Origin of the sequence: Longitalea arenae, from assembly GCF_016924755.1 — a bacterium.
GTDB lineage: Bacteria > Bacteroidota > Bacteroidia > Chitinophagales > Chitinophagaceae > Niastella > Niastella arenae.
Genome location: NZ_JAFFJX010000001.1, coordinates 452179 through 477447 on the forward strand (window position 1 = coordinate 452179; position 25269 = coordinate 477447).

A 25269-nucleotide genomic window follows, 5' to 3' on the forward strand; every position below is an offset into this window, starting at 1 on the left:
CAAACAGTTTATTTATACGCCACGGCTACCTGTTTACTGCTGCCCAATCCATCGATACCCAGCTCAATAATATCGCCTGGTTTCAAATAAACCGGTTCGGGCTTTTGACCGAGGCCAACGCCGGCAGGTGTACCGGTGCTGATGATATCGCCCGGGAGCAGGGTCATAAACTGGCTCAGGTAGGAAATAAGAAAAGGTATTTTATAAATGAGGTTGCCGGAGTTGCCGTCCTGCATCTTCTTGCCGTTTACGTTCAGCCAAAGCCTTACGTTATTGATATCGGCAATTTCATCTTTGGTAACCAGCCAGGGACCCAGCGGCGCAAAGGTATCGCAGCTTTTGCCTTTCACCCACTGGCCATTGCGCTCCAACTGAAAAGCACGTTCGCTGTAATCATTGTGCAGCATATAACCTGCTATATAATCATTGGCATCTTTCTCTTCTACATAAGAAGCTTTTTTCCCGATCACTACCGCCAACTCTACTTCCCAATCGGTCTTTGTACTGTTCCTGGGGATCACCAATTGATCGTTGGGACCGCACATGGCTGTGGTGGATTTAAAGAATACCACCGGTTCGGTAGGCACTGCCATATTACTTTCCTTCGCATGGTCGATATAATTCAAACCAATACAAACGATCTTCGAAGGGCGGGCCAAAGGAGCGCCCAAACGCTCACTGGGATCAACTGCCGGACAAGTTGACTGGTTTGTTTTCAACCACGCAGCTAAACGGTTTATACCATCATTCGTGAAGAACTGCTCGGTATAATCTTCGCCAAAAGCGCTGGTGTCAATTCTTTTTCCATCGGGTAATTCAATACCAGGCTTTTCCTGTCCTGATTTTCCAAAACGTATAAGCTTCATTTTACCAGTATAATTTTTTGTTGGCCGAAACTATTTCATTTTCACTGCAAACCAAACGAAAAATTCCGGAATCGTTCCCGGAACTTTTGCATTTCCTTACGCCTTTTATGCAAGAAAACAGTAATTGGCTGGAAGTACATCATAATACTAACGGGCATTAGCATTTTTGACCTAACTTTAGGCCGATTTTTTGTAATGCTTGTTAATTATGAACTATACGCCAGTTAATAAAGTAAGGATCGTTACCGCTGCTTCCCTCTTTGATGGGCATGATGCTGCGATCAATATCATGCGGCGCATTTTGCAATCGAAAGGCGCCGAGATCATTCATTTGGGGCATAACCGGTCGGTAGCCGAGATCGTTGAATGTGCTATTGAGGAAGATGCGCAGGGCATTGCCATTACCAGCTACCAGGGAGGCCATGTGGAATTCTTTAAATACATGAAAGACCTGCTGGACGAGAATGGTTGCGGGCATATTAAAATATTCGGCGGTGGGGGCGGCACCATTTTACCGCAGGAAATTACGGAACTGCATAACTATGGCATCACCCGCATCTACAGTCCCGACGATGGCCGGAGGCTGGGATTGGAAGGCATGATCGAGGAGGTGATCCGGGAATGTGATTTTCCGGTAAATGGCGACCCCGCCCATTTTAAAAATGAATTAAAACTGGGCGAATGGAAAGATATCAGGAAGATCTCCCGGGCTATTTCCAACGCAGAAAATAAAGTGAATGGCCATGGCGTAAAGCCGGCTGCCAAAGCGAAGCCGGGGCTGCCTGTACTCGGCATTACCGGCACAGGCGGCGCCGGTAAATCATCTGTTACCGATGAGATCGTACGCCGCTACCTCAATGCATTTCCCGAAAAAACGATTGCTGTAATATCAGTTGATCCTTCCAAAAAGAAAACCGGCGGCGCTTTACTGGGCGACCGCATTCGCATGAATAGCATTCATTCGCCCCGCGCTTATATGCGTTCACTGGCTACCCGCGACAGCGATGTAGCATTAAGTGTGCATGTGCAGGATGCGATCGATGTTTGTAAAGAAGCTGCATTTGACCTCATCATCCTGGAATCGGCCGGCGTTGGACAAAGCGATGTAAGCATCCTGGACCATTGTGATGTGAGCCTCTATGTAATGACGCCTGAATATGGTGCAGCCTCCCAGCTGGAAAAGATCAACATGCTCGACTATGCTGATGTGATCGCAATTAACAAATTCGATAAAAGCGGCGCCCTCGATGCCCTGCATGATGTTCGCAAACAGTTTAAACGCAATCATGGATTATGGACGGCCAAAGATGAAGACCTGCCGGTGATCGGAACCATAGCGGCCCAGTTCAATGACGCAGGCATCAATGAACTGTTTGAAAAACTGATGGTCACTATTAGTACAAAAACAGGCGTTCAATTCGGAAATATAGATGTACATGCGCATGTTAAGGATACCACTACCAAATCGCAGATCATTCCGCCCAAACGGGTGCGCTACCTGTCGGAGATAGCTGACAACAACCGGGTGTATGATTCTTGGGTTCAGGAGCAATGCGCCCTCGCCTCGCAATTGTACCAGGTGCATGGTACGGTGAAGGGTGGATGTGCTTTATCAAAATCTGCCATGGATGAATTAATGGCCATTGAAAAGAACCTGAAGGAAAAGTTAGATCCCCGGTGCAGAAAACTGATTGAGGAATGGCCGGCACTGGCTGCCAAATACAAAGCCGACTTCTTCGAATACCAGGTACGCGATAAAGTATTTAAACAACCTATGACCACCCGTTCACTCAGTGGTACCAGGATCCCCAAAGTAGTATTGCCTAAGTACAAGGACTGGGGGGATATTTTAAAATGGCAGTTGCAGGAAAACATTCCGGGCGAGTATCCGTTTACGTCGGGCGTATTCCCCTTGAAGCGGGAAGGCGAAGACCCTACGAGAATGTTTGCAGGGGAAGGCGGACCCGAGCGAACCAATAAACGTTTTCACTATGTATCACTTGATCAGCCCGCACGCCGCTTGTCTACTGCCTTTGACAGTGTGACCCTCTACGGCGAAGACCCTGCGCACCGGCCGGATATTTATGGCAAGGTAGGGAACAGCGGAGTAAGTATTGCTACGGTTGACGATGCCAAGAAATTATACAGCGGTTTTGATCTCTGCGATCCGAAAACATCGGTGAGCATGACCATTAACGGTCCGGCCCCCATCATACTCGCATTTTTTATGAATGCAGCTATTGACCAGCAATGTGAAAAATGGATAGAAGCAAATGGGGAATGGGCCATGGTGAATGAAAAACTAGCGCAGCGGTTCCAGCATGTTACGAAACCTACTTATTACAATCCGGCTGCTCCCGAGCGATTGCCCGATGGTAATGATGGACTGGGTTTGAAATTATTGGGTGTATCCGGTGACGATGTATTACCGGCAGCGATTTACGAAAAAATAAAAGCGGAAGCACTGGCCCAGGTTCGCGGAACGGTTCAGGCCGATATCCTGAAAGAAGACCAGGCGCAAAACACCTGTATCTTCAGCACCGAGTTTGCCTTAAAGTTAATGGGCGATGTACAGGAATATTTTATCCGGCAAAAGGTGCGCAATTTTTACAGCGTAAGCATCAGCGGTTATCATATTGCAGAAGCAGGGGCAAATCCCATTACTCAACTGGCCTTTACACTGGCCAATGGTTTTACCTATGTAGAATATTACCTGAGCCGCGGGATGCATATTGATGAATTTGCACCCAACCTGTCGTTCTTCTTTAGTAATGGCATGGATGCTGAATACAGTGTGATCGGCCGCGTGGCGCGCCGCATCTGGGCTAAAGCCATGAAGTATAAATATAAAGGCAATGACCGCAGCCAGAAACTGAAATACCATATTCAAACCTCAGGGCGCAGCTTACATGCCCAGGAAATAGATTTCAATGATATCCGAACCACCCTGCAGGCCTTATACGCTATTTACGACAACTGTAACAGTTTACATACGAACGCGTATGACGAAGCCATCACCACGCCTACAGAAGAAAGCGTTCGCCGCGCCATGGCCATACAGCTGATCATCAACCGCGAACTGGGCAGCGCCAAAACAGAGAACTTCATCCAGGGCTCATTTTTAATTGAAGAAATGACCGACCTCGTAGAGGAAGCTGTGCTGGCAGAATTTGACCGTATCACCGAACGGGGCGGGGTATTGGGCGCCATGGAACGAATGTATCAACGCAATAAGATCCAGGAAGAAAGTTTGTATTACGAAAGCCTGAAGCACAGTGGTGAATTACCCATCATTGGGGTAAATGCTTTTCTGAATAAAAAAGGAAGTCCGACCGTATTACCAGGTGAGGTAATTCGCAGCACTACCGAAGAAAAGGAACAACAGATCCAGAACCTGCATGCCTTCTGGAAACGGAATGAAAGCAGGTCGGGCGAAATGTTGAACCGGTTAAAGAAAGTAGCCGTCAACAATGGAAATATTTTCGCGGAGCTGATGGAAACCGTTAAGTATTGTTCATTGGGGCAGATAACGCATGCCTTATTTGAGGTAGGAGGCCAATACAGAAGGTCAATGTAGTAATCCGATAGTTTGCAATCCCCGCTTGGGCGGGACCCTCGATCCCATACATTATACAATGCCACAGGTCTTTTGTTCAAAGACGGTGGCATTTTTGTTTCCTCCCATTTATCAAGCCGCAAAACCGTTCATCAGCCGAAAAGAAAACGGTGGTAAAGGAAATGTTAAGCCATAGGTAATCCATGTAACTATCCGCCGGAAAATGTTTCTAAACACTTCAAATAGATGTGTGGAATTGATATAAATGTAAATGTATGTTGAAGTATTTTCTATTAATGATCGGATTGTTGACGGGCGTATGGGGCTCCTTGCATGCACAGGACACCGTGGCTGCGCCTTTGCGGTGGGACCTGCAGGCCTGCCTGGATTATGCTAAGAAAAATAATATCACTATAAAGAACCTTCGCTGGGATGCCCGCTCCAGTGAGCAGGACCTGTTACAGGCAAGGGCAGCTAAATTGCCGAACCTCACCGCCTCGCTCTCCCAATCAGTAGTGAATAGTAACAATGCAAATCCCGTCGTGGGTGGATTTCAAACACAGGCCAATGCTTCGGGTAATTATGGGTTAAGTTCTTCATGGGTGATTTACAATGGCGGTTATCTGAACAATGATGTGAAGCAAAAGAATATATTACTCGAAAGCGCACAATTAAATGTTCAACAGGCGGAAAATGATATTACGCTTCAGATAACACAGGCTTACCTGAATATCTTACTGCAGAAAGAGAATATCGTTTATCTGCGGGAGCTCGTGAACACTTCCAAATCGCAATTGGCGCTGGGTAAACAGCGGTTCGACGCCGGCAGCCTGGCACGCAAGGACTACCTGCAGTTGGAAGCGACGCTGGCCAACGATGAGTATAACCTGGTAACGGCTACCAATGCGCATCGCACCAATTTAATAACGTTGAAGCAGATCCTGCAACTGCCTTCATCGGTGAACTTCGATGTGGTGCAGCCGGATACTTTGATAACTGATCAATCGCTTGTTTCCCTGCCGGAAGCTGTGCATGCAGCCGTGCAGTCGAGGCCGGAAGTAAAGGCGGGTGAGCTGGGCGTTCAATCGGCCGAGCTGGGATTGGAAAAATCGCGGGCCGGGGCATTGCCAACGGTGAGTTTGGGCGCCGGAATTTCGAGTGGCTTTTCCGATAACCAGGACCTTAAGTATTTCAACCAGCTGAATAATAATTTTTATCAACGGTTGGGCGTAACCGTATCGATACCCATTTTCGCTAACCGCATCAATAAAAGCAATATTGAGCGGTCAAAGATCCAAATTGAACAGGCCAAACTTTCGCTGCAGGGAACAAAGACCACGCTCGATCAGGCGGTTGAGCAGGCATATATAAATGCGATGAATGCGCAGGCCCAGTTAACGGCTGCCGCTTCACAATGGAAGACGATGCAGGAAAGTTTTCACATCACCAATGAGCAGCTAAAACTGGGCGCATTCAATACCGTTGATCTGCTCACCCAGAAGAACCTGTATGTACAGGCGCTGCAGGCATATGTTTCCGCCAAGTATAATAGTGTTCTGAATAAGAAAATATATGAGTTCTATGCAGGCGCGCCTGTTACCTTATAAATGAATAATCATTAAACGGATCTACAATGAAAGGAAAGAAATATAAATGGATCATCTGGACGCTGGTCATTCTTGCAGCCGGTGCCGGCATCTGGATCTGGAAATTTAAAGAGAAAGAGCAGCCCGTGGTCCTGGAAACGGAGCGGCCCCATTATGGTTCTATCGCTACCAGTGTTACCGCTACCGGAACGGTTCAACCCGTAGATACGGTTTCAGTAGGTACGCAGGTGTCTGGAACCATCAGCAAAGTCTATGTCGATTTCAATGATAAGGTGAAAAAGGGACAATTGATCGCAGAGATCGACAAAACCATTTTACAGGCACAGCGTGATCAGATCAGCGCCAGCCTGCGGCAGGCCAGGGCCAACCTCGATTTTCAGAAAAGCAATTATAACCGGCAAAAACAATTGCTGGATGTAGGTGCGATCAGCCGGGCGGAATATGAAACGGCCATGAATCAGTTCAATGTAGCCCAGGATAATGTGAACGGTATTGCCGCCCAGCTAAAAGCAGCGCAACAAAATCTGTACTATGCGAATATCTACTCGCCCATCGATGGAACCGTACTTACCCGTAATGTGAGTGTGGGACAAACCGTAGCCGCGAGTTTAAATACGCCAACCCTGTTTGTGATCGCTAAAGACCTTACGAAAATGCAGGTGCAGGCAGCGGTTGACGAAGCCGATATTGGCAATGTAAAGAATGGACAACGGGTAACATTTACGGTGGACGCATTTCCCGACAACGTGTTTGAAGGGCGGGTGAATGAAGTGCGGCTGCGCCCGAGCGTTTCTTCAAATGTGGTGACCTATTCCACCATCATTGATGCGCCGAATGCAGATATGAAATTAAAACCGGGCATGACGGCCAATATTACCGTGTTCACCCAGGAGATCCAAAACGCGATGTTGGTCTCCGCCAAAGCCACGCGCTTCAGGCCCGATTCAGGCCTGTATAAGCAATACACCATCGAGGGCGGTGCTGCCGGCCGTGGTCAAAGAAAAGGGGGCATGCGCATAGCGAGTGCTGCGCCTAACGATAACACCGGTGCAAGCCCTGACAAAAGAAGGGATTCGCTGCAAAACAGTGGACTGGCAAAAACAGCAATGGTATGGGTGAAGAAAGACAGTACCCTTGCCCGGCGCCGTATCCAGATCGGGCTGACGGATGATACCTATGTACAGGTATTGTCAGGCTTAAGCGTTGATGATGTGGTTGTGGCAGGTGTGCACCAGGATCAGCGAGCATCACAGGCGAGCTCAGGACAACCGAGAAGTCCGTTTATGCCGCAGCGAAGAGGTAGTGGCAATAGAAGTGGTGGCGGTAGATCGAGCTGACAGCAATGAAAGCCGGAAGTAAGAAGCAGCATGTAAAAATGATCAACAATGACAAACAAAATACTTTCAATACAGAATTTGAAACGGGAGTTCAGGATGGGCGCCGAAACGGTGCGTGCATTAAAAGGGGTTTCCTTCGATGTGGAACCAGGTGAGTTCGTAACGATCATGGGCAGCAGCGGATCGGGTAAAACAACCATGCTGAACATTCTCGGTTGTTTGGATAAACCCAGCGACGGCATTTATCTGCTCGACGGGGTTGATGTGGGTAAACTATCGCGCAATGAGCTGGCTGTATTGCGCAACCATAAGATCGGCTTTGTGTTTCAGGCCTACAACCTGCTGGCGCGTACCAGCGCCCTGGAGAATGTAGAGTTGCCTTTATTGTATAATGCAGCTATTTCATCAAGGCTGCGGCGGGAAAGAGCGGTAAAGGCTTTGCAGGCGGTAAAGCTGGGCGACCGCCTAGATCACCTGCCCAATCAATTATCCGGTGGGCAGCAGCAGCGGGTGGCCATTGCGCGGGCGCTGGTGAATGAACCGGTGATGATCCTGGCCGATGAAGCCACCGGTAACCTGGATACCCGCACTTCCTATGAGATCATGGCTTTGTTCCAGGAGCTGAATCAGCAACAGGGTAAAACGATCGTTTTTGTAACGCACGAACCGGATATCGCCGCTTTCAGCAGCAGAACAATAACCCTGAAAGACGGGAAAGTGATCAGGGATCACCGGAATTAAAATATCAGATCGGCAAAGGATATGCTGGCGGCATTACCGGTAAGCACCGATTATTAATTATGATTTGATGGCAACAATATAACAATGAAATTATTCAATCTCATACGAATTGCATGGAAAGCCCTGCAGCGGAACAAGCTGCGTGCTTTTTTAACCATGCTGGGCATCATCATAGGCGTTGCGGCTGTAATTGCTATGGTGGCGATCGGGCAGGGGTCGAAGCAAAGCATCCAGGACCAGCTCAGCAGCATGGGATCAAATATGATAACGATAAGACCGAGCAGTAATCAAACCGTAGGCGGCGGCGCCCGGTTGGATGCTTCGGGTTTACAATCGCTCACCCTGGAAGATATAAAGGCTATACAAAAACAGGCAACTTATATTACGGCTGTATCACCTGCCGTACAATCGAGAGGGCAGGTGATCAATGGAGCATCGAACTGGCCTACCACCATTCAGGGGGTTAGTCCGGATTATTTAAACATCCGCAACTGGCCGCTAAAAGATGGAATAGCCTTTACCCAGGAAGATGTGAATGCGGCCGATAAAGTATGTTTGATCGGTCAAACGGTCGTGGACAATATTTTCGCCGGGGAAGACCCCGTGGGCAAGATCATCCGCTTCAATAAAATTCCCTTCAAGGTCATTGGTGTATTAGCGGAAAAAGGGGAGAATGCCTTTGGGCAGGACCAGGACGATATTGTAATAGCGCCTTATACAACGGTACAAAAAAGGATCCTGGCCATTCCATACATCCAAAACATTTATGCCTCGGCCATTGATGAGAACAGCAGCGCCCAGGCCACTGCAGAGATCACCGGGATCCTGCGCGCTTCCCATAAATTAAAAGCAACCGATGAAGATGATTTTATGGTGCGTACGCAGGCTGAGCTCATTAACACATTCAGCTCTACCAGCCAGTTGTTAACGGTATTACTGGCAGCGATAGCCGGCATTTCCCTGGTCGTAGGTGGCATAGGCATTATGAACATCATGTATGTGTCGGTAACGGAACGCACCAAAGAGATCGGTTTACGCATGAGCATTGGTGCAAGGGGTATGGATATCCTTTTTCAATTCCTCATTGAAGCCATACTGATAAGCATCACCGGTGGGATAATAGGTGTTATTTTAGGCATCAGCGCTTCCAGGCTGGTCACTTTCTTTTTATCGTGGCCTACACTGGTATCACAATCCTCCATTATGTTGTCGTTCATGGTATGTGCCGTCACCGGCGTATTCTTCGGATACTACCCGGCGCAAAAAGCGTCAAGGCTCGATCCCATTGAAGCATTGAGATATGAGTAAGGCAGAACGCAAAGGCGGAACGTCAAAAGCAAAAGCGCTAAGCGCCAGATGCAGAACGTCAAACGCTGAACGCAATAAACGTAAAATATGAAATACGGAAGGGCCAAATTCAAAGAAATGAAACGCAAACCATGAAACGGAAAGCGCAGCATCCGCCAAAGCAGAGAAACGCAAGCCCGAAGCAGGGGACCTATGCGTTCTGGGTTTTCTTCCGTGCTTTTTTCTTTTTAGGTTTTGGCGGCGGGGCATACAGCACCTGGCAATTTTCACAATAGAAGGTGCGGCGTTTGGTTTTGCCCAGGGTCTTTTTAATAGCCGGTATATTACAGCGGGGGCAGGTCTTCCTGGTATGGATCAGCCAGTGTTTCTTCAGCACAAAAGCTTTTTTCCATTCCAGGAAATCATAACTGTAATTGCAGGCTTCCCTGACGAGTTCGGTCAGCTTGCGCGGTGGCAGCACGCCAATTGTATTTTCAGGATGAACGCGGATGCGGAACAGCACTTCATTTTTAATGATATTTCCCACGCCCGCAAAAACATTTTGATCCAGTAAAGCATCCACCACCAATTCGTTAGGCCGGGCCTTGAGTTTCTTTTTAGCTTTCTTTTCGTCCCAGGCCGGATTAAGCACATCGCCGCTCCAATCGTATACTGTATCGGCATCGGCTTCCAGTTCCCTGATGGCACAGGCATACAGGTAGAGATCGCCGTTACTGAAATGCAGGTGGAGCCGGGGTGTTTTTTTCGTTTGTTCGTTTATGCTGTAAGAGCCGAATAGCAGGAAGTGAACCCGGAGTGTTTTATTTGGCAAACAGATCAGAAAATGTTTGCCCCAGCTTTTAAAGTCGGTCACTTTTTGATTCACCAACGCCTCTTTATCTATTTTGCTGTTACCGGTGGCCGACAGGATCTTTTTCCCTACAAAAGATTGTACGGCTTCTTTAAGAATGACAATGCTGGGCCCTTCAGGCATAACTGATCGACTATTTATTACAGAATGTTTAACAGAATGAAAAAGAAGTGGTAGCTGTGTACCCAATTCCACAATCTGCTAGGTGGCCTTATCGCGGGTATTGCGGATAAGACCTATACCAGCAAAGAAAAAAATAGCGCCCAGTACTCCGTAGAGAATGATTTGCTTAATGTTATGTGTATTGGCGCCACCATTCATAAAGTTTACACCGGCCAGTATAAGTCCCACAATACCAAGCAGTGCAAGCACCATCCCTAAGACTCTTTTTTCCATATAAATGTTTTATTGTAATATGGCAAAGGCTGTGCCCGGCGCCGGGACTGTACTTTATTGATTTACATGGCCAAATTCCATTATATTTGCTATTATATAATTTTTATCTGCAGGAGATGCTCCGCAAACACCTAAATACCATTTCATCTTGCGCTTTACAGAATTCGGTTTTCACCCTGACTTATTAGAAGGCATCGAAGCCTCCAATTACGAGAATGCAACTCCGGTACAGGAGCAGGTTATACCTCCCATCCTGGCCGGAAAAGATATTATAGCCTCTGCACAGACCGGCACCGGTAAAACGGCTGCTTTTCTGCTTCCGCTGATCCACCGCCTGCTCAATCACCGGATCGAGGGGCAGGTGGGCGCCCTGGTCATTGTGCCTACCCGTGAGTTGGCAATACAAATTGCGCAGCACCTGGAGGGCCTTGCCTATTTTACCAACCTGAGTTCCATTGCTGTATATGGGGGCAACGATGGCAGTAACTTCATTACCGAGAAAAAAGCTTTGCAAACAGGTACCGATATCGTGATCTGCACGCCTGGCCGGATGATCGCCCACCTGAACATGGGATATGTGCAATTAAAACAATTGCAATTCCTGGTTCTGGACGAGGCCGACCGGATGCTTGATATGGGCTTTTCTGATGATATCAATAAGATCATTGCAGCCCTGCCTGCCAAAAGGCAAACCTTGTTGTTTTCGGCTACCATGCCCGAAAAGATCAGGCAGCTGGCCAGGAAGATCCTCACCAATCCGGCCGAGATCAATATTGCTATTTCAAAACCGCCGGAAAAGATCGTACAGAAAGCGTTTGTAGTGTACGAACCACAAAAGCTTCCCCTGTTGAAGGATATCCTTAAAAATGTTCCTTTCAAAAGCGCCCTGATCTTTTGCAGCCGGAAGCAAAGTGTAAAATCATTGGTGCGTGAATTGCAACGGGCCCGTTTTCAGATCGCTGAAATACATAGTGACCTGGAACAGGCGCAACGGGAAGATGTTTTGAACGGTTTTACCAGTGGGCGTATACCCATCTTGGTAGCTACCGATATCCTCAGCCGCGGGATCGACATCGATACCATTGACCTGGTCATAAACTATGATGTGCCCCGCGATGCAGAAGATTATGTACATCGCATCGGCCGTACGGCCCGGGCAGAAGCGGATGGTATGGCTTTTACCCTGGTAAGCCAGCCAGAACAGAATAAATTTGCCATCATTGAAAGACTGATCGGTAAGGAAGTTGAAAAAGCGGCAGTACCCCAGGAATTCGGCAGCACGCCTGAATACAAACCGCAACTTCGTTCAAAAAATAATGGCGGAAAAAGAAGGCATTTTCACCAGGGAAGACCTCAGGGGAATTCCAATAAGGGAAGACCGCGCGGGAATAAGGCGTAAATAAGCCATGAAGAGCAGACCCGGAGCCAACCGGGAATTATCCCGAAGTTAACCCGAAGCATCAGTTTCGCCAATAATTAGTTATTCAGTTATTCAACTTAATAACAACCGAACTAAACAGCCTTACGAAATTAGCAGGTTTTAAAATAATCTCAACTGCACGCCTTTTGACGCCTTTCTCGTTGGTGGTTGTGCTTTGCCCATCACCGTTCTTCCACCATAACGCCAGGATTCGTTGCGTTCCTTTTCTATAAGCTGCTCAAAATTGTTATTGGGAATGAAACCTTCTTCGGCTCTTTGAGCCAGTTCGGTTAATTTTTTGATGGCCTGCAGTTTATCGCTCTGGCCAATCTTTGCTTTTTGAACAGCAGTATGTAGAGTGCTGATGGTTTCATCATATACTTTGGTGGGAACAGGGAATGGATGGCCGTCTTTACCACCATGTGCAAACGCAAAACGGGCCGGGTCTTTGAACCGGGAGTTCGTGCCATGGATCACTTCGCTTACCAATGCCAGTGACTGCAGGGTACGGGGGCCCATACCTTCCAGCAATAACAGTTCTTCAAAATCAGCCGGCTTTTTTTCATGCGTCAACCACAGCATGGCGCCTAATCTTTTTAAGTCAACATCTTTGGCGCGTACGTCATGATGGGCTGGTAATACCAGGTGTTGAATTTCTGACAAGAGTTCGTTAGGAGATTCTTTTGACAGCGTCAATATACCGGAACGGGCAGGCGCTGCCTCTTTATCGACCAGGTTCAGGATATTATCAGTTTGTAAACCACAGATAGCAGTATGCGGTTCATTCACGAAGGATTGCAGCTGCTGCGAATGCCAGTGATAACGCCTGGCGGTACCTGTATCATCATTAAGGCCCTGTTGTATCACGGCCCATTGTCCTTCATTACTTACAATAAAACTATGCAGGTATAATTGGAAGCCATCCTGGATGGCGGTATTATCCACTTTAGCGCTCAATTTGCTGGCATGTACCAGCTGCCCGGCATCGAGGCCGGTCTGTTCACCGACGGCGACCAATTCATTAGGTACCTGGCGGGAATGTTTTCCTTTTCCGCCACAGATATAAATGCCCAGCTCTTTTGCATGTGGATTGATCGCTTTCTTCAACGCTCCTAATACTGAAGTGGTAATGCCTGAAGAATGCCAGTCCATACCCATTACAGCGCCGAGGCTTTGGAACCAGCAGGGATCGCTCATCCGCCTGATCCAGTCGGCTTTACCATATTCCATGAGCACCACTTCTGTAATGGCCAGGCCGAGTTTGGCCATGCGTTCGGCCAGCCAGGGCGGAACAGCGCCATAATGCAAAGGGAGATCAGCAGTGCCGGAGCGTTTCATGATGCTAACAAAGTTAGTAAAATTATGCTAAGAAAAAGGCAAGGAGGCAAGGAGGCAAGAAGGCAAAGGGCAAGAAGGCAAGGAGGAAAGAAGGCAAGAAGGCAATAGGCGCAAAAAGCGGCTCACAACTGACAACTCGATTGAGGACTCGCGACCGTCGACGACTCGCACTTATGAGACTGGTCATCGATTACTGATCGCCGGATGCCGGCTCACGAGTGCCTATCGCCGATTGGCGGTCGCCGGCTCATGATTGGGGATTGCCCATCGTTCGCGGCTCATGATCATCGGCTCATGGCGCTTATTGCCGGTCGCCGACTCATGGTCGGCTTGCGGCTATGACTCACGCTTCCCCTTTTAGGAAGTTAGGGGCGGCGGAGTTGGAGCTAGCGCAGGGGAGTGACCGGCGCCGGTCACTCCTTCATGGGTTATTTCCAATGCCCGGGATGCAGCCAGGCCCATTCGTTCCGGTTTCGGGTTTTCATCTGGTACCACAGCGATCGCAAACGCCTTGTAGCGAACGACTGTAACCAACAAGGATATTATATACCGGGGCTCTTTGATCTATACGGATCTTTCTACTGCAATAACCTGCGCTTGCTTTATCAACAAAAATTTGATGAATGATGTCTGCTACCAAAACTAATTGGTTGTATTTGGTGTTAGGCAACAATGTGTGTGAACAGCAGAATTATGCATGTAAAAGCATCTTTTGTTGTAGCGAAATAATACAAACAAACAATTGTAAGCAGCGTGGAAGCTATACCGGTGTTTTCATTTAATGATGAAACATTTAGTATTCTACCTGGTAAATAGAAATATTAGAACAACAAGTTATAACTCTGCCATGTTATGGCGCAACCGTTAAAAGTAATTTTTTACCGTTGGTGTATACAGCAGTAACATCCTGTAACACACTAATACTTTTGCCGACTAAACTGCAAATATTTTATTCATGAAAAAGTTGATTTTGTTAGCATTGCCTTTGTTGTTGTGTGCAGCTATAGCCAAAGCACAACAAGTTACCGGTAATGTTAAAGATGATCAGGGAAAGGCCTTGTCCGGAGCAACTGTAGCTATTAAGAAAGTAAAAGACTCTGGATTGGTGAAACTGGCAGCAACTAACACAGCCGGTCAATATTCATTCACAGGCATTAATGCCGGTAGTTATTTCGTAGCTGTTTCTTTCACTGGTTATACTGCCAAAACTTCTGCAGCTTTTGAAGTGAGTGGCACAGGTGATATAACTGTTCCTGATGTAGCGCTCACGAAAAGTTCAGGTCAGTTGAAAGAAGTGGTTGTCGCTGCCCGTAAGCCCATGGTGGAAGTAAAAGCCGATAAAACCATTTTAAATGTAGAAGGAACTATTAATTCAGTAGGCCAGGATGCCCTCGAACTGTTGCGCAAAGCACCCGGTGTAGTCGTTGATAAAGACGATAATCTTACCTTAAGTGGAAAAAGCGGCGTTCAGGTATATGTAGACGGGCGCCCTACACCGCTGACCGGAAAAGACCTGTCGGATTATCTGAAAACCCTGCAGTCTTCATCTGTTGAAGCCATCGAGATCATAACCAATCCTTCAGCGAAATACGAAGCAGCCGGGAATGCGGGGATCATCAATATCAGGCTTAAGAAAAATAAGTCCTTTGGTACCAACGGCTCGGTAAATGCAGGTTATAACCAGGGTATTACGCCTAAATACAACGGCGGGGTATCGTTAAACCATCGCAATAAGAACGTTAACCTCTTTGGCAATTACAGCTATAGCGATAATACCAACGAGAACAATATCTATTTGCGCCGTGAAGTGTTAGATACCTTGTTCGATCAAAGATCAAAGTTGAATATCGACAACCGGAGTCACAATTTCAAGGCAGGTATGGATTATTTCCTTAATAAAAGAAGTACGATCGGGATTATGACGAATGGCTCTTTCTCTGATATGGATCTTAATAACTACAGCCATACCGATATCTCTTATATCCCAACCAAACAGCTCGACAGGATACTGGTGGCCGATAATACCAATAAGAACACAAAAAATAACATCAATGGCAACCTGAATTACCGGTATGCCGATTCTTCCGGTCACGAACTGAATATCGATGCCGACTATGGCGCTTACCGGAATAAAAGCGATCAGTTTCAGCCGAACTTCTACTTCGATCCCGGCAACAACCCCAGCTATAATCGCATATATCATATGTATGCGCCAACAGACATTGATATATACAGCGCTAAAGCCGATTATGAGCAGAACTTTAAGAAAGGCCGCTTGGGGCTGGGCGGTAAAATATCTTTTGTTGAAAGCAACAATGATTTTGACCGCTACGATGTAGACGATGTGGTTTTAAGGAACAAAAGACTGGATACTTCACGCAGTAATGATTTTGTATATAAGGAAAACATCAATGCAGGCTATATCAATTATAACAGGCAGTTCAAAGGCTTTATGATCCAGGCGGGTCTGCGGGTTGAGCATACGCATGCTACGGGCCGTTCACAGGGTTTTGCCTGGAATGGCAGCGAGTATGTTGAATACGATTCCACCTTTACCCGCGATTATACCAACCTGTTTCCCAGCGCGGCCATCACATTCAATAAAAAGCCGATGAACCAGTTCAGCTTTACTTTCAGCCGGCGGATTGACAGGCCTAATTATCAAAACCTGAATCCTTTCGAATTCAAACTGGATGAATACACGTTCCAAAAAGGAAATACCGAGTTAAGGCCCCAGTACACCAACAGCTTTGGTATTACCCATACATATAAGTACCGGTTAAATACTACGCTGAACTATAGCCATGTAAAAGATATCTTCGCGCAACTGGTAGATGTAACTGAAAAATCAAAATCGTTTATCACGCAAAAGAACCTGGCAACCCAGGATATTATCAGCCTGAACGTCAGCTATCCGTTCCAGTATAAATGGTATAGCATTTTTGGAAACCTGAATGCTTACTATTCACATTATAAGGCTGATCTGGGTGTTGATCGGAAAGTTGACCTCGATGTATATGCCTTAACCTTCTTTGCACAACAAACTTTCCGTTTGGGCAAAGGCTGGACGGGCGAAATGAGTGGTTTTTATGCTTCTCCTTCCATCTGGCAGGGAACTATCAAGAGCAGCGAGATATGGAGTATCGATGGTGGATTATCAAAAACAGTATTGAAGGGCAATGGAACTTTCAAAGCATCTGTAAGCGATATCTTCAGAACCCTGAAGTGGAGGGGAACCAGCGATTTTGCCGGCCAGCGTACATTGGCCAGCGGTAACTTTGAAAGCCGTCAGCTGAAACTGAACTTCACTTACCGATTTGGTAACAGCCAGGTGAAAGCGGCCCGTCAACGTAAAACCGGCCTGGAAGAAGAAAATAAACGTGCGGCAGACAGCCAGGGTGGTGGTATCGGCGCCGGAAGTCCTAAATAAGTGTAGTCTCTATAATAGAAAGATCCTTCCCATAAGCGGGGAGGATTTTTTTATGCTTACCATTATCTTCCCTACTTTGCATGTATAGAAAAAAGCCGTTCACTATGCGTGTATTTGCAGGTTCCCTGTTATTTGCGATAACGATTTCAGCTTTTGTTTACAGTTGTGCGCATAACCCCTATGCCAAAACAAACAAACTGTATAAAAAGCAGGCAAAAAAGTATGCTAAAAACCTGCAGCCGGTACCTGCCACCATTTATCTTGATTCAGCTATCATGCCTGCATATGCAGTAGGTACAACCAATTTCGATCTGCGCCGGCCTAATTTTGTGATCATTCACCATACGGCACAGAACTCCTGCGAGCAAACGCTCAAAACGTTCACCCTGCAACGCACCAAGGTAAGCGCCCATTATGTGATCTGTAAAGACGGTACCATACATCATATGCTGAATGATTACCTGCGCGCCTGGCAGGCCGGTATCAGCAAGTGGGGCAATTTTACCGATATCAACAGCAGCAGCATTGGCATTGAACTGGATAACAATGGGAGCGAACCGTTTCCCGAAACACAGATCACCAGCCTTATTAAATTGCTGGATACCCTGAAGAAAAATTATGCCATTCCCACCCCGAATTTTATTGGTCACGCTGATATTGCCCCTGGAAGAAAAGTGGATCCCAGCGCTTACTTTCCCTGGCATACACTGGCGCAACGCGGCTTTGGTTTATGGTACGATACCACAGCCGTCGTAGTACCCGATCATTTCGATGCCCCGCAGGCATTGCGCATCATTGGGTATAATATCAAAGATACACTGGCAGCGATCCGCTCCTTTAAATTGCATTTTGTTCCCCAGGATACGGTTATGATCCGCACCCTAACATACGATGACAAAAAGATCCTGCTCGATCTGTCGCGCAGGTATCAATAATTAATGTAAGTCGCCAGCCGGTTCGTGATCGTCGTATTCATCGCGCAGTTTTTGCAATTCCTTTTTTAACTGGTTAACCAGCGACTGGTGTTGTGAAGAATTGATAAGGTTCTTTTGTTCCTGCGGATCCGTTTGCAGGTCGTATAGTTCCCATTCCTTTACCGTATAGAAATAGATGAGTTTATACCGCTCGCCGCGTATGCCCAGGTGGGGCAATACGGTATGATCCTGTGGGAATTCGTAGTAATGATAATATAAGTAGGGACGTTTAAGGTCAGTTTTTTTGCCTGTGATAAGCGGCACCAGACTTTTGCCCTGCATGTTCTCGGGTATGGGGCTACCTGTAATGTTTAGAATGGTAGGCGCAAAATCTATGTTCTGCACGAGGGCATTACTGGTAGTGGCAGGCTTTATATGGTGCGGCCAGCGCATCAGGAGGGGCGTTTGCATACTTACATCATACATGAACCGTTTGTCGAACCATCCGTTCTCTCCCAGATAAAATCCCTGGTCGCTGGTATACATAACAGCTGTGTTGTTAGCCAGGCCCGACCCATCGAGGTAATGCAGCAGCCGGCCTACATTTTCATCGATGGAAGCAACACAGGCCAGGTAATCCTGCATATACCATTGATATTTCAACTTTAACAGCTCGTTTCCGCGCGGGCGTGCCTGTTGTAATAATTTGCCGCGTTCAGCATAAATGGCTTTTATGTGGCTGCGATCGGGTTCTGCAATGCGGTTCATCGTAGCATGATAGTAAGCGATCTCCCCTTCGTCGGGTTTGTTTTCGGCATCGCCCTGTAAATAGGCGGGATCCACTTTCAGGTCACTGCATAGCTTCATATTACGCAAGATGCTCATGGTTTGCATTCGCCAGGCGCTGCCACGACCGGCTGTATCAGCGTATAAAGTGGCCGGTTCAGCAAATGTTTTGGTATGAAATTGTTCCAGGTATTTCAGGGAGGGGATGAAGTTCCTATGCGGCGCTTTATAATGCAACAATAAAACAAAAGGCTTGCTGTTCCTGCGTTGCTTCAGCCAGCTGATGGCTTCATCGGTGGTTACGTCAGTCGCATAGCCATTGATGGTAATAGTATCACCCTGCATATTGATAAAGCGGGGATCAAAGTACAGGCCTTGCCCGGGGAGTATTTTCCAATAATCAAAACCAGTGGGGTAGGAGTGCAAATGCCATTTGCCGATCAGCGCCGTTTCATAGCCTGCCTGTTGTAAGCGTTTGGGCAGGGTGAGCCTGCTGCTGTCGAAGCGGGTGTAATTATCCTTTACCCCATTTTTATGTGAATGCTGTCCGGTTAGTAAGGTAGCCCGGGCCGGACTGCAAATGGAATTGCCCACAAAACAACGCGTAAAACGAATGCCTTCCCTGGCTATGCGATCGATGGAAGGCGTTTGTAAAAGACTTTTATCATAAGCGCTTATTGCCTGCGCATCATGATCATCGCTCATGATATAGATGACATTCGGGCGTTGGGCAAAGCCATACAAGGAAAACATCATGCATAACAATGATAATAATTTCATAAGCAGCGCTTTTTGGGGGCGTCTAAGGCCAACGCCTGACACCGAACGCTGAAATACACTATTTGCTTGAAGCGTTCAGCACTTTGGCGTTTAGCCTGTTCTTATGAAGTTACTAAGATTGTACGCGAGATCCGTAATTTTAAAAGTGATTATTGCAGTTCTTCGCAGAAAAAGCCAGCCTGTTGCAGAGTTAGTTCTACGGAACGCGGGCTCAGCTCATGGGATTCAATGCGGAGGATCCTGTCCCGGTCATCGAGGTCAACATTCCAGCGGGTGATCCCCTGCAGGTTGTTGATATGCTTTGTTACAGCGGTGATCTGCTTTTTACGAAGATTGGTTTTAAAAACAAGCACTTCCATAACGTATAGGTTTACTTATTCTGATCTGCTTCTTCAGTGGTTTTGTTCCTGTCATAAAAGCGGCTGCCCCAGCCACCACAACGGTTTTTCCATTCTTCTTTGAATTTTTGTTTTTCTTCGGGTGTCATATGCTCCCATTTCGCCATCATATTCTGGCGGAAGCGGTTCTTAAATTGCTCTTTTTTATGGTGGAAGCCACCGAAACCACTGAACAATATTTTTGACAATACCAGTATGCCCAATGCCTGCCAGAAGCTAATGGTTTTTACACCCAGCACATTGGGTAATATGGCATTCCAGAGGCTCATTACTATAAAACTGAACAACATGACAAAAGCCGTACAGAATACCACGATCATAACAGCTTTGCCAAACCAGAATCTTCGTTTCATGTTACACGTTGTTTAATAATTTAATAATTCTTCTTTCAACGCTTGCAGCCGGCTGCGCAGGTGTAATACCGCGTAGCGTTTCCGGCTAAGCAGTGTATTCACCGTTTCGCCGGTTTGTTCGGCAATTTCCTTAAATGGTACTCCTTCCAGTTCATTCAAAATAAAGACCTGCTTTTGTTCTGCCGGTAATTCATTGAGCGCATTGTTCAATTCCTCCCAGAAAAGGGTTCGCAAATAATCTTTCTCAGGGTTGTCGCTGGCATCGAATAAAAATTCAGTCCAGTCGAGGCCGCTTTCTCCACTTTCTTCTTCCCCAAACAGGTCTTCCAGGGACTCCTGACGTTTTTTTCGTTGCCGGTCGATGATCTTATTTCGGGCTACGGTAAAAAGCCAGGCAGTCATTTGCTCAATAGGCTGCGTGTTACCAATAAACTGGTAAAACACATCCTGCAATATATCTTCCGCATCGGCTTCATTATTTACCCGTTTGCGGATAAAGCCCATGAGGCGTTTGCTATAGTCGGTAATGACCTGCGTTATATTGCGTTTCCTGTCTGCCGTCATGCCGGGTGCTATCGTCAGCGTCTCCTTCATGTATTATACCTTGGTAAGACGACCAGCGGATAGTTATATTTTAAAGATGGCGTAAAAAGTTGAAAAGTTGACTGATTAACGGATTCACCAGGCAAAAAATGCCATCAACTTATTAACTTGTTGACTCGTTAATTTGTCAATTTGATCTACTATGAAGTTTGGAAAACTGCCTGAAAGTGAACTAAATACAGTGGATTTTAACCTGCCCCCGGAGCCTGCAGGCAATCGAAAAATACTGGGTGGTGTAAAAAAGGATGCGGTGAAAGTTCATATTGGATGTCCGCTCTGGGGCGTGCCGGGCTGGATTGGCAAAATTTATCCGGCAAAAGCGCGGGAAAAAGACTTTTTGGCCAACTATGTACAGCATTTCAATGGCATTGAACTGAATGCCACACACTATAAGATCTACGATGAAGTTGCCATTGCCAAATGGGCTGAAAAAGCCGATGACCGGAATTTTATCTTCTGCCCGAAGCTCTTCCAGGGTATCACTCACCAGGGCGGTTTACGCGGTAAAGAAACTATGATCATGGAATTTCTGCAGGGGGTAAAAGCCTTTAAAGAACATCTGGGGCCGGTGTTCATTCAGTTAAGTGATTCGTTTGGCCCCGCCCGTAAAGAAGAGCTGTTCACTTTCCTGAGATCATTACCGCAGGAAGTGAGCTTCTTCCTGGAACTACGACATCCTGACTGGTTTTCCCGGGAAACGATACGCAAAGAGTTATTCAATACATTGTATCTGCTGAAAACAGGCGCTGTTATTACCGATACCGCCGGCCGAAGGGATTGCGTTCATATGCATCTGACCATACCAAAAGCATTCGTTCGTTTTGTGGCCAATAGCCTGCATCCCAGTGATTATACCCGGCTCGATGCCTGGATCGAGCGGATAATAAGCTGGATAGAGCAGGGCCTGCAGGAATTGTATTTCTTTGTACATATGGATGATGAACTGTATTCGCCGGAATTGATCACTTATCTTACTGATAAGCTGAATGCCGCCTGCAGCCTGCAATTACCACAACCGCGCTTCATTGAAGCGGAAGGACAAAGAGCCGGTTCACAAATAACTTTTTTTGATTAATGCAGCTGCGACCTGTAGGGTGCGGCATTTGAGCTATGCATTGCAGTTGGATCTTGAGCTCCTGACAGGCGGGCTTTTTTGAGGCGACCGGTCAGGTCGAATAAAACCTGATAATAATTCGGCCCCATGTAATGGTCTTACAGGTCTTCTATACTCAGCTCACTTCATACAATTCTTCCCACCGGGTGGTATATCGTTTACTGCGCAATTCCTGGCGCATTTTCCAGTTACGGGCAAGTCCTGAAGTGGCAAACTTCAGCACATCATCCCGCATACTGAAATTAATATTATCCATCATGTCCATTAAAAGCCGGTGGTATTTCTGTGGACCAGGCGTAAACAGATTGCCCTGGATGGATACATCGGGTTCCAGTCCGGCCAGCATCACGCCCGCTTTTTTGTATACTTTACCCTGTTCGTATAAAGATTCCACCAGCTGCACGGCGGGTTTAATTAATTCAGGCGTACTGCTGGTTGCTGCCGGCAGGGTAACATGTGAACTAACCGTAGCTCCCCGGCGAAAACTTACTTCATAATTCTGTTCCCGCGGAACAATGAATACACTGATGACTTTAGCAGCACTATGCTGCCGGCGCAGCTTTTCGGCTGCGCGGGAGGTATAGGTGGCGATCGCTTCTTTAATATCATTGAGATCGGTAACCGGTTGGCCAAACATGCGGGTGGTGGCGATCATCTTTTTATTCACCAGCGGTTTTTCCATTTCCCGGGAGGGCAGGCCATTTAATTCCCTGATCAGCCGGGCACCCACAATGCCGCCCAGGTTGGTATAAGCCCATTCTTCAGGCATAGTACTTAACTCCCATGCACTGGTAATGCCCAGATCGATCAACTTCTTTTCATAGGCCCAGCCAACGCCCCATACATTATTCACCCTGGTTTGTTTCATAGCTACAACCTGTTCTTCGCGGGTAGCCAGTACTTTTACGCATTGGGTGGCCGCCTTGTTCTTCTTGGCCAGGTAATTGGCCAGCTTGGCCAGCGTTTTGGTTGGAGCTACCCCGATGGATACAGAAATGCCGGTCCACTGTTCAACCGTTGTACGAATGTTCATGGCGGCATCATACAGATCATTCAATGGTATATCGCCGAGGTCTATAAAAGCCTCATCAACCGAATATACTTCTACCTTCGATGCATCTCCCAGTAAATGCCGCAATGTTTCCATCACGCGCCAGCTCATGTCGCCATAGAGGTTGTAATTGGAAGAGAAGGCAGCAATATCATGTTTCTGGATCAGCGGTTTCGCTTCGAAGTAAGGAACAGCCATGCCCACGCCGGCCGCTTTGGCTTCATCGCTTCGGGAAACGATACAACCGTCGTTATTGCTTAAAACAACTACCGGTTTTTGTTGCAGATCGGGTCTGAACAGGCGTTCGCAGGAGCAGTAGAAACTGTTGCAATCAACAATTGCTTTCATATCAGGTGATTTTTTCCATTTCTGCTAATACCAGGAAAAGGCGTTGTCAGGTTTGGAGAGACTGGCCTGTGAGGTGCAAATAAACTCACTAAATGTGCAAACTCCGTCGATGCACCTTACAGGCCAGCCTCTCCGAAAACACATAGGATGGCTTAATGGAATGGTTCAATCAGTTCTATGCTTATATAATAGCGGACATTTTTACAGGGAATGAATGCTGTATGTAACAACACCCCAAATGCCCAGCGAATCACAGGATGCATCTACTTCAATGGTGGCATGTTTGGGCGATTCAGCCAGCAGCCTTACTTTATTGAACGTTTTCTCGAGCCGCCGCACCAACATTTCACCATTTAATGAAGCTACCACCACTTTACCGCTTTCGGCTTTCACACTGCGGTCCACTATAATAATATCTCCGTCGAAGATACCAGCGCCAGTCATGGCGTCACCACGCATACGCATGAAGAATGTAGCCGGTTTATTATGGATCAACTGTTCGTTCAGATCAATGCCTCTTTCCATATAATCATCAGCCGCAGCGCCAAAGCCGGTTGCATCGGCGGTCTTAACATCCTGCTGTGAGAACTTTTTGGTTCCCCGGTACGATGTTCCATGAAAATAATCCCCCTCCATATAATTTAATTTTTGATGTACTAAATTATTTAGTAAATTTATACTAAATTTATGATCCAATAAAAAATGTTTTATGAACACCGGCTTAGTAAAAAACACGCCTTTTGACTGGAATGGCAGCAATCAGCGGGAGTACCGGCTGGTCATATATCCTGACGCCCCTGTATATGAAAAGATTATGGCGGAGAAACAGCGGTTTGTAATGAATTATGGCGTGGAAACGGCCGGTTCCTTCCCCTATATTATGGTAGCTGGTTTTTATGCCGGCGAAGGCATGGAGGAAACCCTGATCCGGTGGATCCAACGCATCTGCAGCCAGCATAATAGTTTTGAAATAACCCTAAATAATTACAGCGGTTTTCCACAACACAGCATCTGCCTGCGTATTCAAAATCCCCAACCACTACAGCAACTGGCCGCTCAACTGAAACAGCTGGATGGCCATGTGCAAACCATGGCAATAAATACATTTGAGCGTATACCGCATATAGCTGTGGCCAATGAGCTGCCCGAGCCCGTATATCAGCAGACAATGCCTGTTTATTCGCGCAAAACATTTCGGGCCCGCTTTATGGCTACTGAGCTGGTATTATTAGGCCGCGATCATCCCTATGCAGCCAGCAAAACAATCACCGTATTCCGCTTTTTACCCGCTAACCACAAATCATATAGTGAAGTAGCCTGATCATTAACAATCCAAACATCAGATTATGAAAATCAATATTCAGTCTATACCCGGTTGCAGAGTCAATGAATATATGTTGGTATTGAACCCGCATGAAGAGTTGAGGAACAAGATCGCGAAAGTGCGAACCGAGTTTAGCGAAACCTATAAAAATTCAGCTGCACTGATCAGCAAACCACATATTGCGCTCGTACGGTTTACACAGCTTGAAATGATGGAAGAACGGATCCTGAACCGGCTAAATGTGGTAGGTATGGGTTTTCCGCCTTTTAAAGTGTCATTAAAAGACTACGGCAGTTTCCCTTCACATACCTTGTTCATTAACGTAACTACTAAAGTTCCTGTTAATAACCTCGTTCGTGAAATACGCGCAGATCAGCGGCTCATGAAACTGGATAATGAACACAAGCCCTATTTCATAGATGAACCATATATTGTCATTGGCCGCAAATTATTGCCCTGGCAATACGAAAAAGGCTGGCTTGAATTTTCGCACCGCCAGTTTACCGGTTCTTTTATAGCCGATCATATGCTATTGTTGAAGCGCCGCCTGGGTGATAGATCGTGGCAGATCGGAAAACGTTTTGATTTTTTGAATTTACCCGTTACGACAAAACAAGGGGAGTTATTTGTATAGTCCATGCTTGTAGTGGTGTTGTTTCAGTCTTTCATTTAAAATTGACCACCTCCCGCCTTGTCCGGACAGTTATCGGGACGGGCGGGAGCGTCGTACGGGTATTGAATGGGAAGAT

General features: G+C 46.7%; 21 protein-coding genes. 11 read left to right on the forward strand and 10 right to left on the reverse strand.

Translation table 11 applies throughout. The features are described 5' to 3' along the window. Positions 1-8 precede the first annotated feature (8 nt). Positions 9-866: a fumarylacetoacetate hydrolase family protein gene (locus JT717_RS02010; RefSeq protein WP_205508514.1), complete on the reverse strand. Its 858-nt coding sequence runs from the start codon at positions 864-866 to the stop codon at positions 9-11. A 208-nt stretch (positions 867-1074) separates the two neighbouring features. Here JT717_RS02010 and JT717_RS02015 point away from each other — a divergent pair, with 208 nt between their 5' ends. The 5 genes from JT717_RS02015 to JT717_RS02035 all read left to right on the forward strand — a co-directional run bounded on the left by JT717_RS02015 (position 1075) and on the right by JT717_RS02035 (position 9415). Then, positions 1075-4443: a methylmalonyl-CoA mutase family protein gene (locus JT717_RS02015; protein WP_205508515.1), complete on the forward strand. Its 3369-nt coding sequence runs from the start codon at positions 1075-1077 to the stop codon at positions 4441-4443. Between the two features lie 254 nt (positions 4444-4697). Beyond that, entirely contained in the window at positions 4698-6029 is a 1332-nt protein-coding gene (locus tag JT717_RS02020) for a TolC family protein (RefSeq protein ID WP_205508516.1), read from the forward strand. Between the two features lie 26 nt (positions 6030-6055). After that, positions 6056-7366: an efflux RND transporter periplasmic adaptor subunit gene (locus JT717_RS02025; RefSeq protein WP_205508517.1), complete on the forward strand. Its 1311-nt coding sequence runs from the start codon at positions 6056-6058 to the stop codon at positions 7364-7366. Positions 7367-7414: 48 nt separating this feature from the next. Continuing rightward, positions 7415-8107 carry an ABC transporter ATP-binding protein gene (locus JT717_RS02030; protein WP_240347777.1) on the forward strand — a complete coding sequence of 231 codons (693 nt, stop codon included), beginning with the start codon at positions 7415-7417 and terminating at the stop codon, positions 8105-8107. 84 nt (positions 8108-8191) lie between these two features. Beyond that, complete coding sequence (locus JT717_RS02035) at positions 8192-9415, forward strand: ABC transporter permease (RefSeq protein WP_205508518.1); 1224 nt, start codon at positions 8192-8194, stop codon at positions 9413-9415. 190 nt (positions 9416-9605) lie between these two features. Here the strand turns inward: JT717_RS02035 and JT717_RS02040 are convergent, their stop codons facing one another. Together JT717_RS02040 and JT717_RS02045 are read right to left on the reverse strand one after the other, a co-directional pair. After that, complete coding sequence (locus tag JT717_RS02040; protein WP_205508519.1) at positions 9606-10388, reverse strand: DNA-formamidopyrimidine glycosylase family protein; 783 nt, start codon at positions 10386-10388, stop codon at positions 9606-9608. Positions 10389-10466: 78 nt separating this feature from the next. Continuing rightward, complete coding sequence (locus tag JT717_RS02045) at positions 10467-10661, reverse strand: hypothetical protein (protein WP_205508520.1); 195 nt, start codon at positions 10659-10661, stop codon at positions 10467-10469. Positions 10662-10809: 148 nt separating this feature from the next. On the opposite strand from JT717_RS02045, the gene JT717_RS02050 reads away from it, so the two are divergent. Further along, the gene (locus tag JT717_RS02050) at positions 10810-12060 is read left to right on the forward strand and encodes a DEAD/DEAH box helicase (protein ID WP_205508521.1); all 1251 of its coding nucleotides are present in this window, start codon (positions 10810-10812) and stop codon (positions 12058-12060) included. 141 nt (positions 12061-12201) lie between these two features. Here JT717_RS02050 and JT717_RS02055 read toward each other — a convergent pair whose 3' ends face one another. Beyond that, on the reverse strand, positions 12202-13419 hold the full coding sequence (locus tag JT717_RS02055) for a DUF763 domain-containing protein (protein WP_205508522.1): 1218 nt from the start codon (positions 13417-13419) through the stop codon (positions 12202-12204). Positions 13420-14374: 955 nt separating this feature from the next. Here JT717_RS02055 and JT717_RS02060 point away from each other — a divergent pair. Both JT717_RS02060 and JT717_RS02065 read left to right on the forward strand, forming a co-directional pair. Continuing rightward, on the forward strand, positions 14375-16849 hold the full coding sequence (locus JT717_RS02060) for an outer membrane beta-barrel protein (protein ID WP_205508523.1): 2475 nt from the start codon (positions 14375-14377) through the stop codon (positions 16847-16849). Between the two features lie 104 nt (positions 16850-16953). Beyond that, positions 16954-17784: an N-acetylmuramoyl-L-alanine amidase gene (locus JT717_RS02065; protein WP_205508524.1), complete on the forward strand. Its 831-nt coding sequence runs from the start codon at positions 16954-16956 to the stop codon at positions 17782-17784. On the opposite strand, the gene JT717_RS02070 is transcribed toward JT717_RS02065, so the two are convergent. The 4 genes from JT717_RS02070 to JT717_RS02085 all read right to left on the reverse strand — a co-directional run bounded on the left by JT717_RS02070 (position 17785) and on the right by JT717_RS02085 (position 20674). Beyond that, complete coding sequence (locus JT717_RS02070) at positions 17785-19329, reverse strand: sulfatase family protein (protein WP_205508525.1); 1545 nt, start codon at positions 19327-19329, stop codon at positions 17785-17787. It lies immediately after the preceding gene. Positions 19330-19478: 149 nt separating this feature from the next. Continuing rightward, on the reverse strand, positions 19479-19688 hold the full coding sequence (locus tag JT717_RS02075) for a hypothetical protein (RefSeq protein WP_205508526.1): 210 nt from the start codon (positions 19686-19688) through the stop codon (positions 19479-19481). An 11-nt stretch (positions 19689-19699) separates the two neighbouring features. Then, positions 19700-20080, reverse strand: a complete 381-nt coding sequence (locus JT717_RS02080) for a hypothetical protein (protein WP_205508527.1) — start codon at positions 20078-20080, stop codon at positions 19700-19702. Between the two features lie 12 nt (positions 20081-20092). Further along, on the reverse strand, positions 20093-20674 hold the full coding sequence (locus tag JT717_RS02085; protein ID WP_205508528.1) for an RNA polymerase sigma factor: 582 nt from the start codon (positions 20672-20674) through the stop codon (positions 20093-20095). A gap of 151 nt (positions 20675-20825) precedes the next feature. Between JT717_RS02085 and JT717_RS02090 the strand changes: the two genes are divergently transcribed. Beyond that, positions 20826-21758: a DUF72 domain-containing protein gene (locus JT717_RS02090; RefSeq protein ID WP_205508529.1), complete on the forward strand. Its 933-nt coding sequence runs from the start codon at positions 20826-20828 to the stop codon at positions 21756-21758. 154 nt (positions 21759-21912) lie between these two features. Here JT717_RS02090 and JT717_RS02095 read toward each other — a convergent pair whose 3' ends face one another. Both JT717_RS02095 and JT717_RS02100 read right to left on the reverse strand, forming a co-directional pair. Then, positions 21913-23196 carry a Y-family DNA polymerase gene (locus tag JT717_RS02095; RefSeq protein ID WP_205508530.1) on the reverse strand — a complete coding sequence of 428 codons (1284 nt, stop codon included), beginning with the start codon at positions 23194-23196 and terminating at the stop codon, positions 21913-21915. Positions 23197-23397: 201 nt separating this feature from the next. Then, positions 23398-23832 carry a LexA family protein gene (locus JT717_RS02100; RefSeq protein ID WP_205508531.1) on the reverse strand — a complete coding sequence of 145 codons (435 nt, stop codon included), beginning with the start codon at positions 23830-23832 and terminating at the stop codon, positions 23398-23400. Between the two features lie 73 nt (positions 23833-23905). Here JT717_RS02100 and JT717_RS02105 point away from each other — a divergent pair, with 73 nt between their 5' ends. Both JT717_RS02105 and JT717_RS02110 read left to right on the forward strand, forming a co-directional pair. After that, positions 23906-24517 (forward strand): 2'-5' RNA ligase family protein, encoded by a 612-nt coding sequence (locus tag JT717_RS02105; RefSeq protein WP_205508532.1) that lies wholly within the window; start codon positions 23906-23908, stop codon positions 24515-24517. A 25-nt stretch (positions 24518-24542) separates the two neighbouring features. After that, positions 24543-25154 (forward strand): 2'-5' RNA ligase family protein, encoded by a 612-nt coding sequence (locus tag JT717_RS02110; protein ID WP_205508533.1) that lies wholly within the window; start codon positions 24543-24545, stop codon positions 25152-25154. Positions 25155-25269 lie beyond the last annotated feature (115 nt).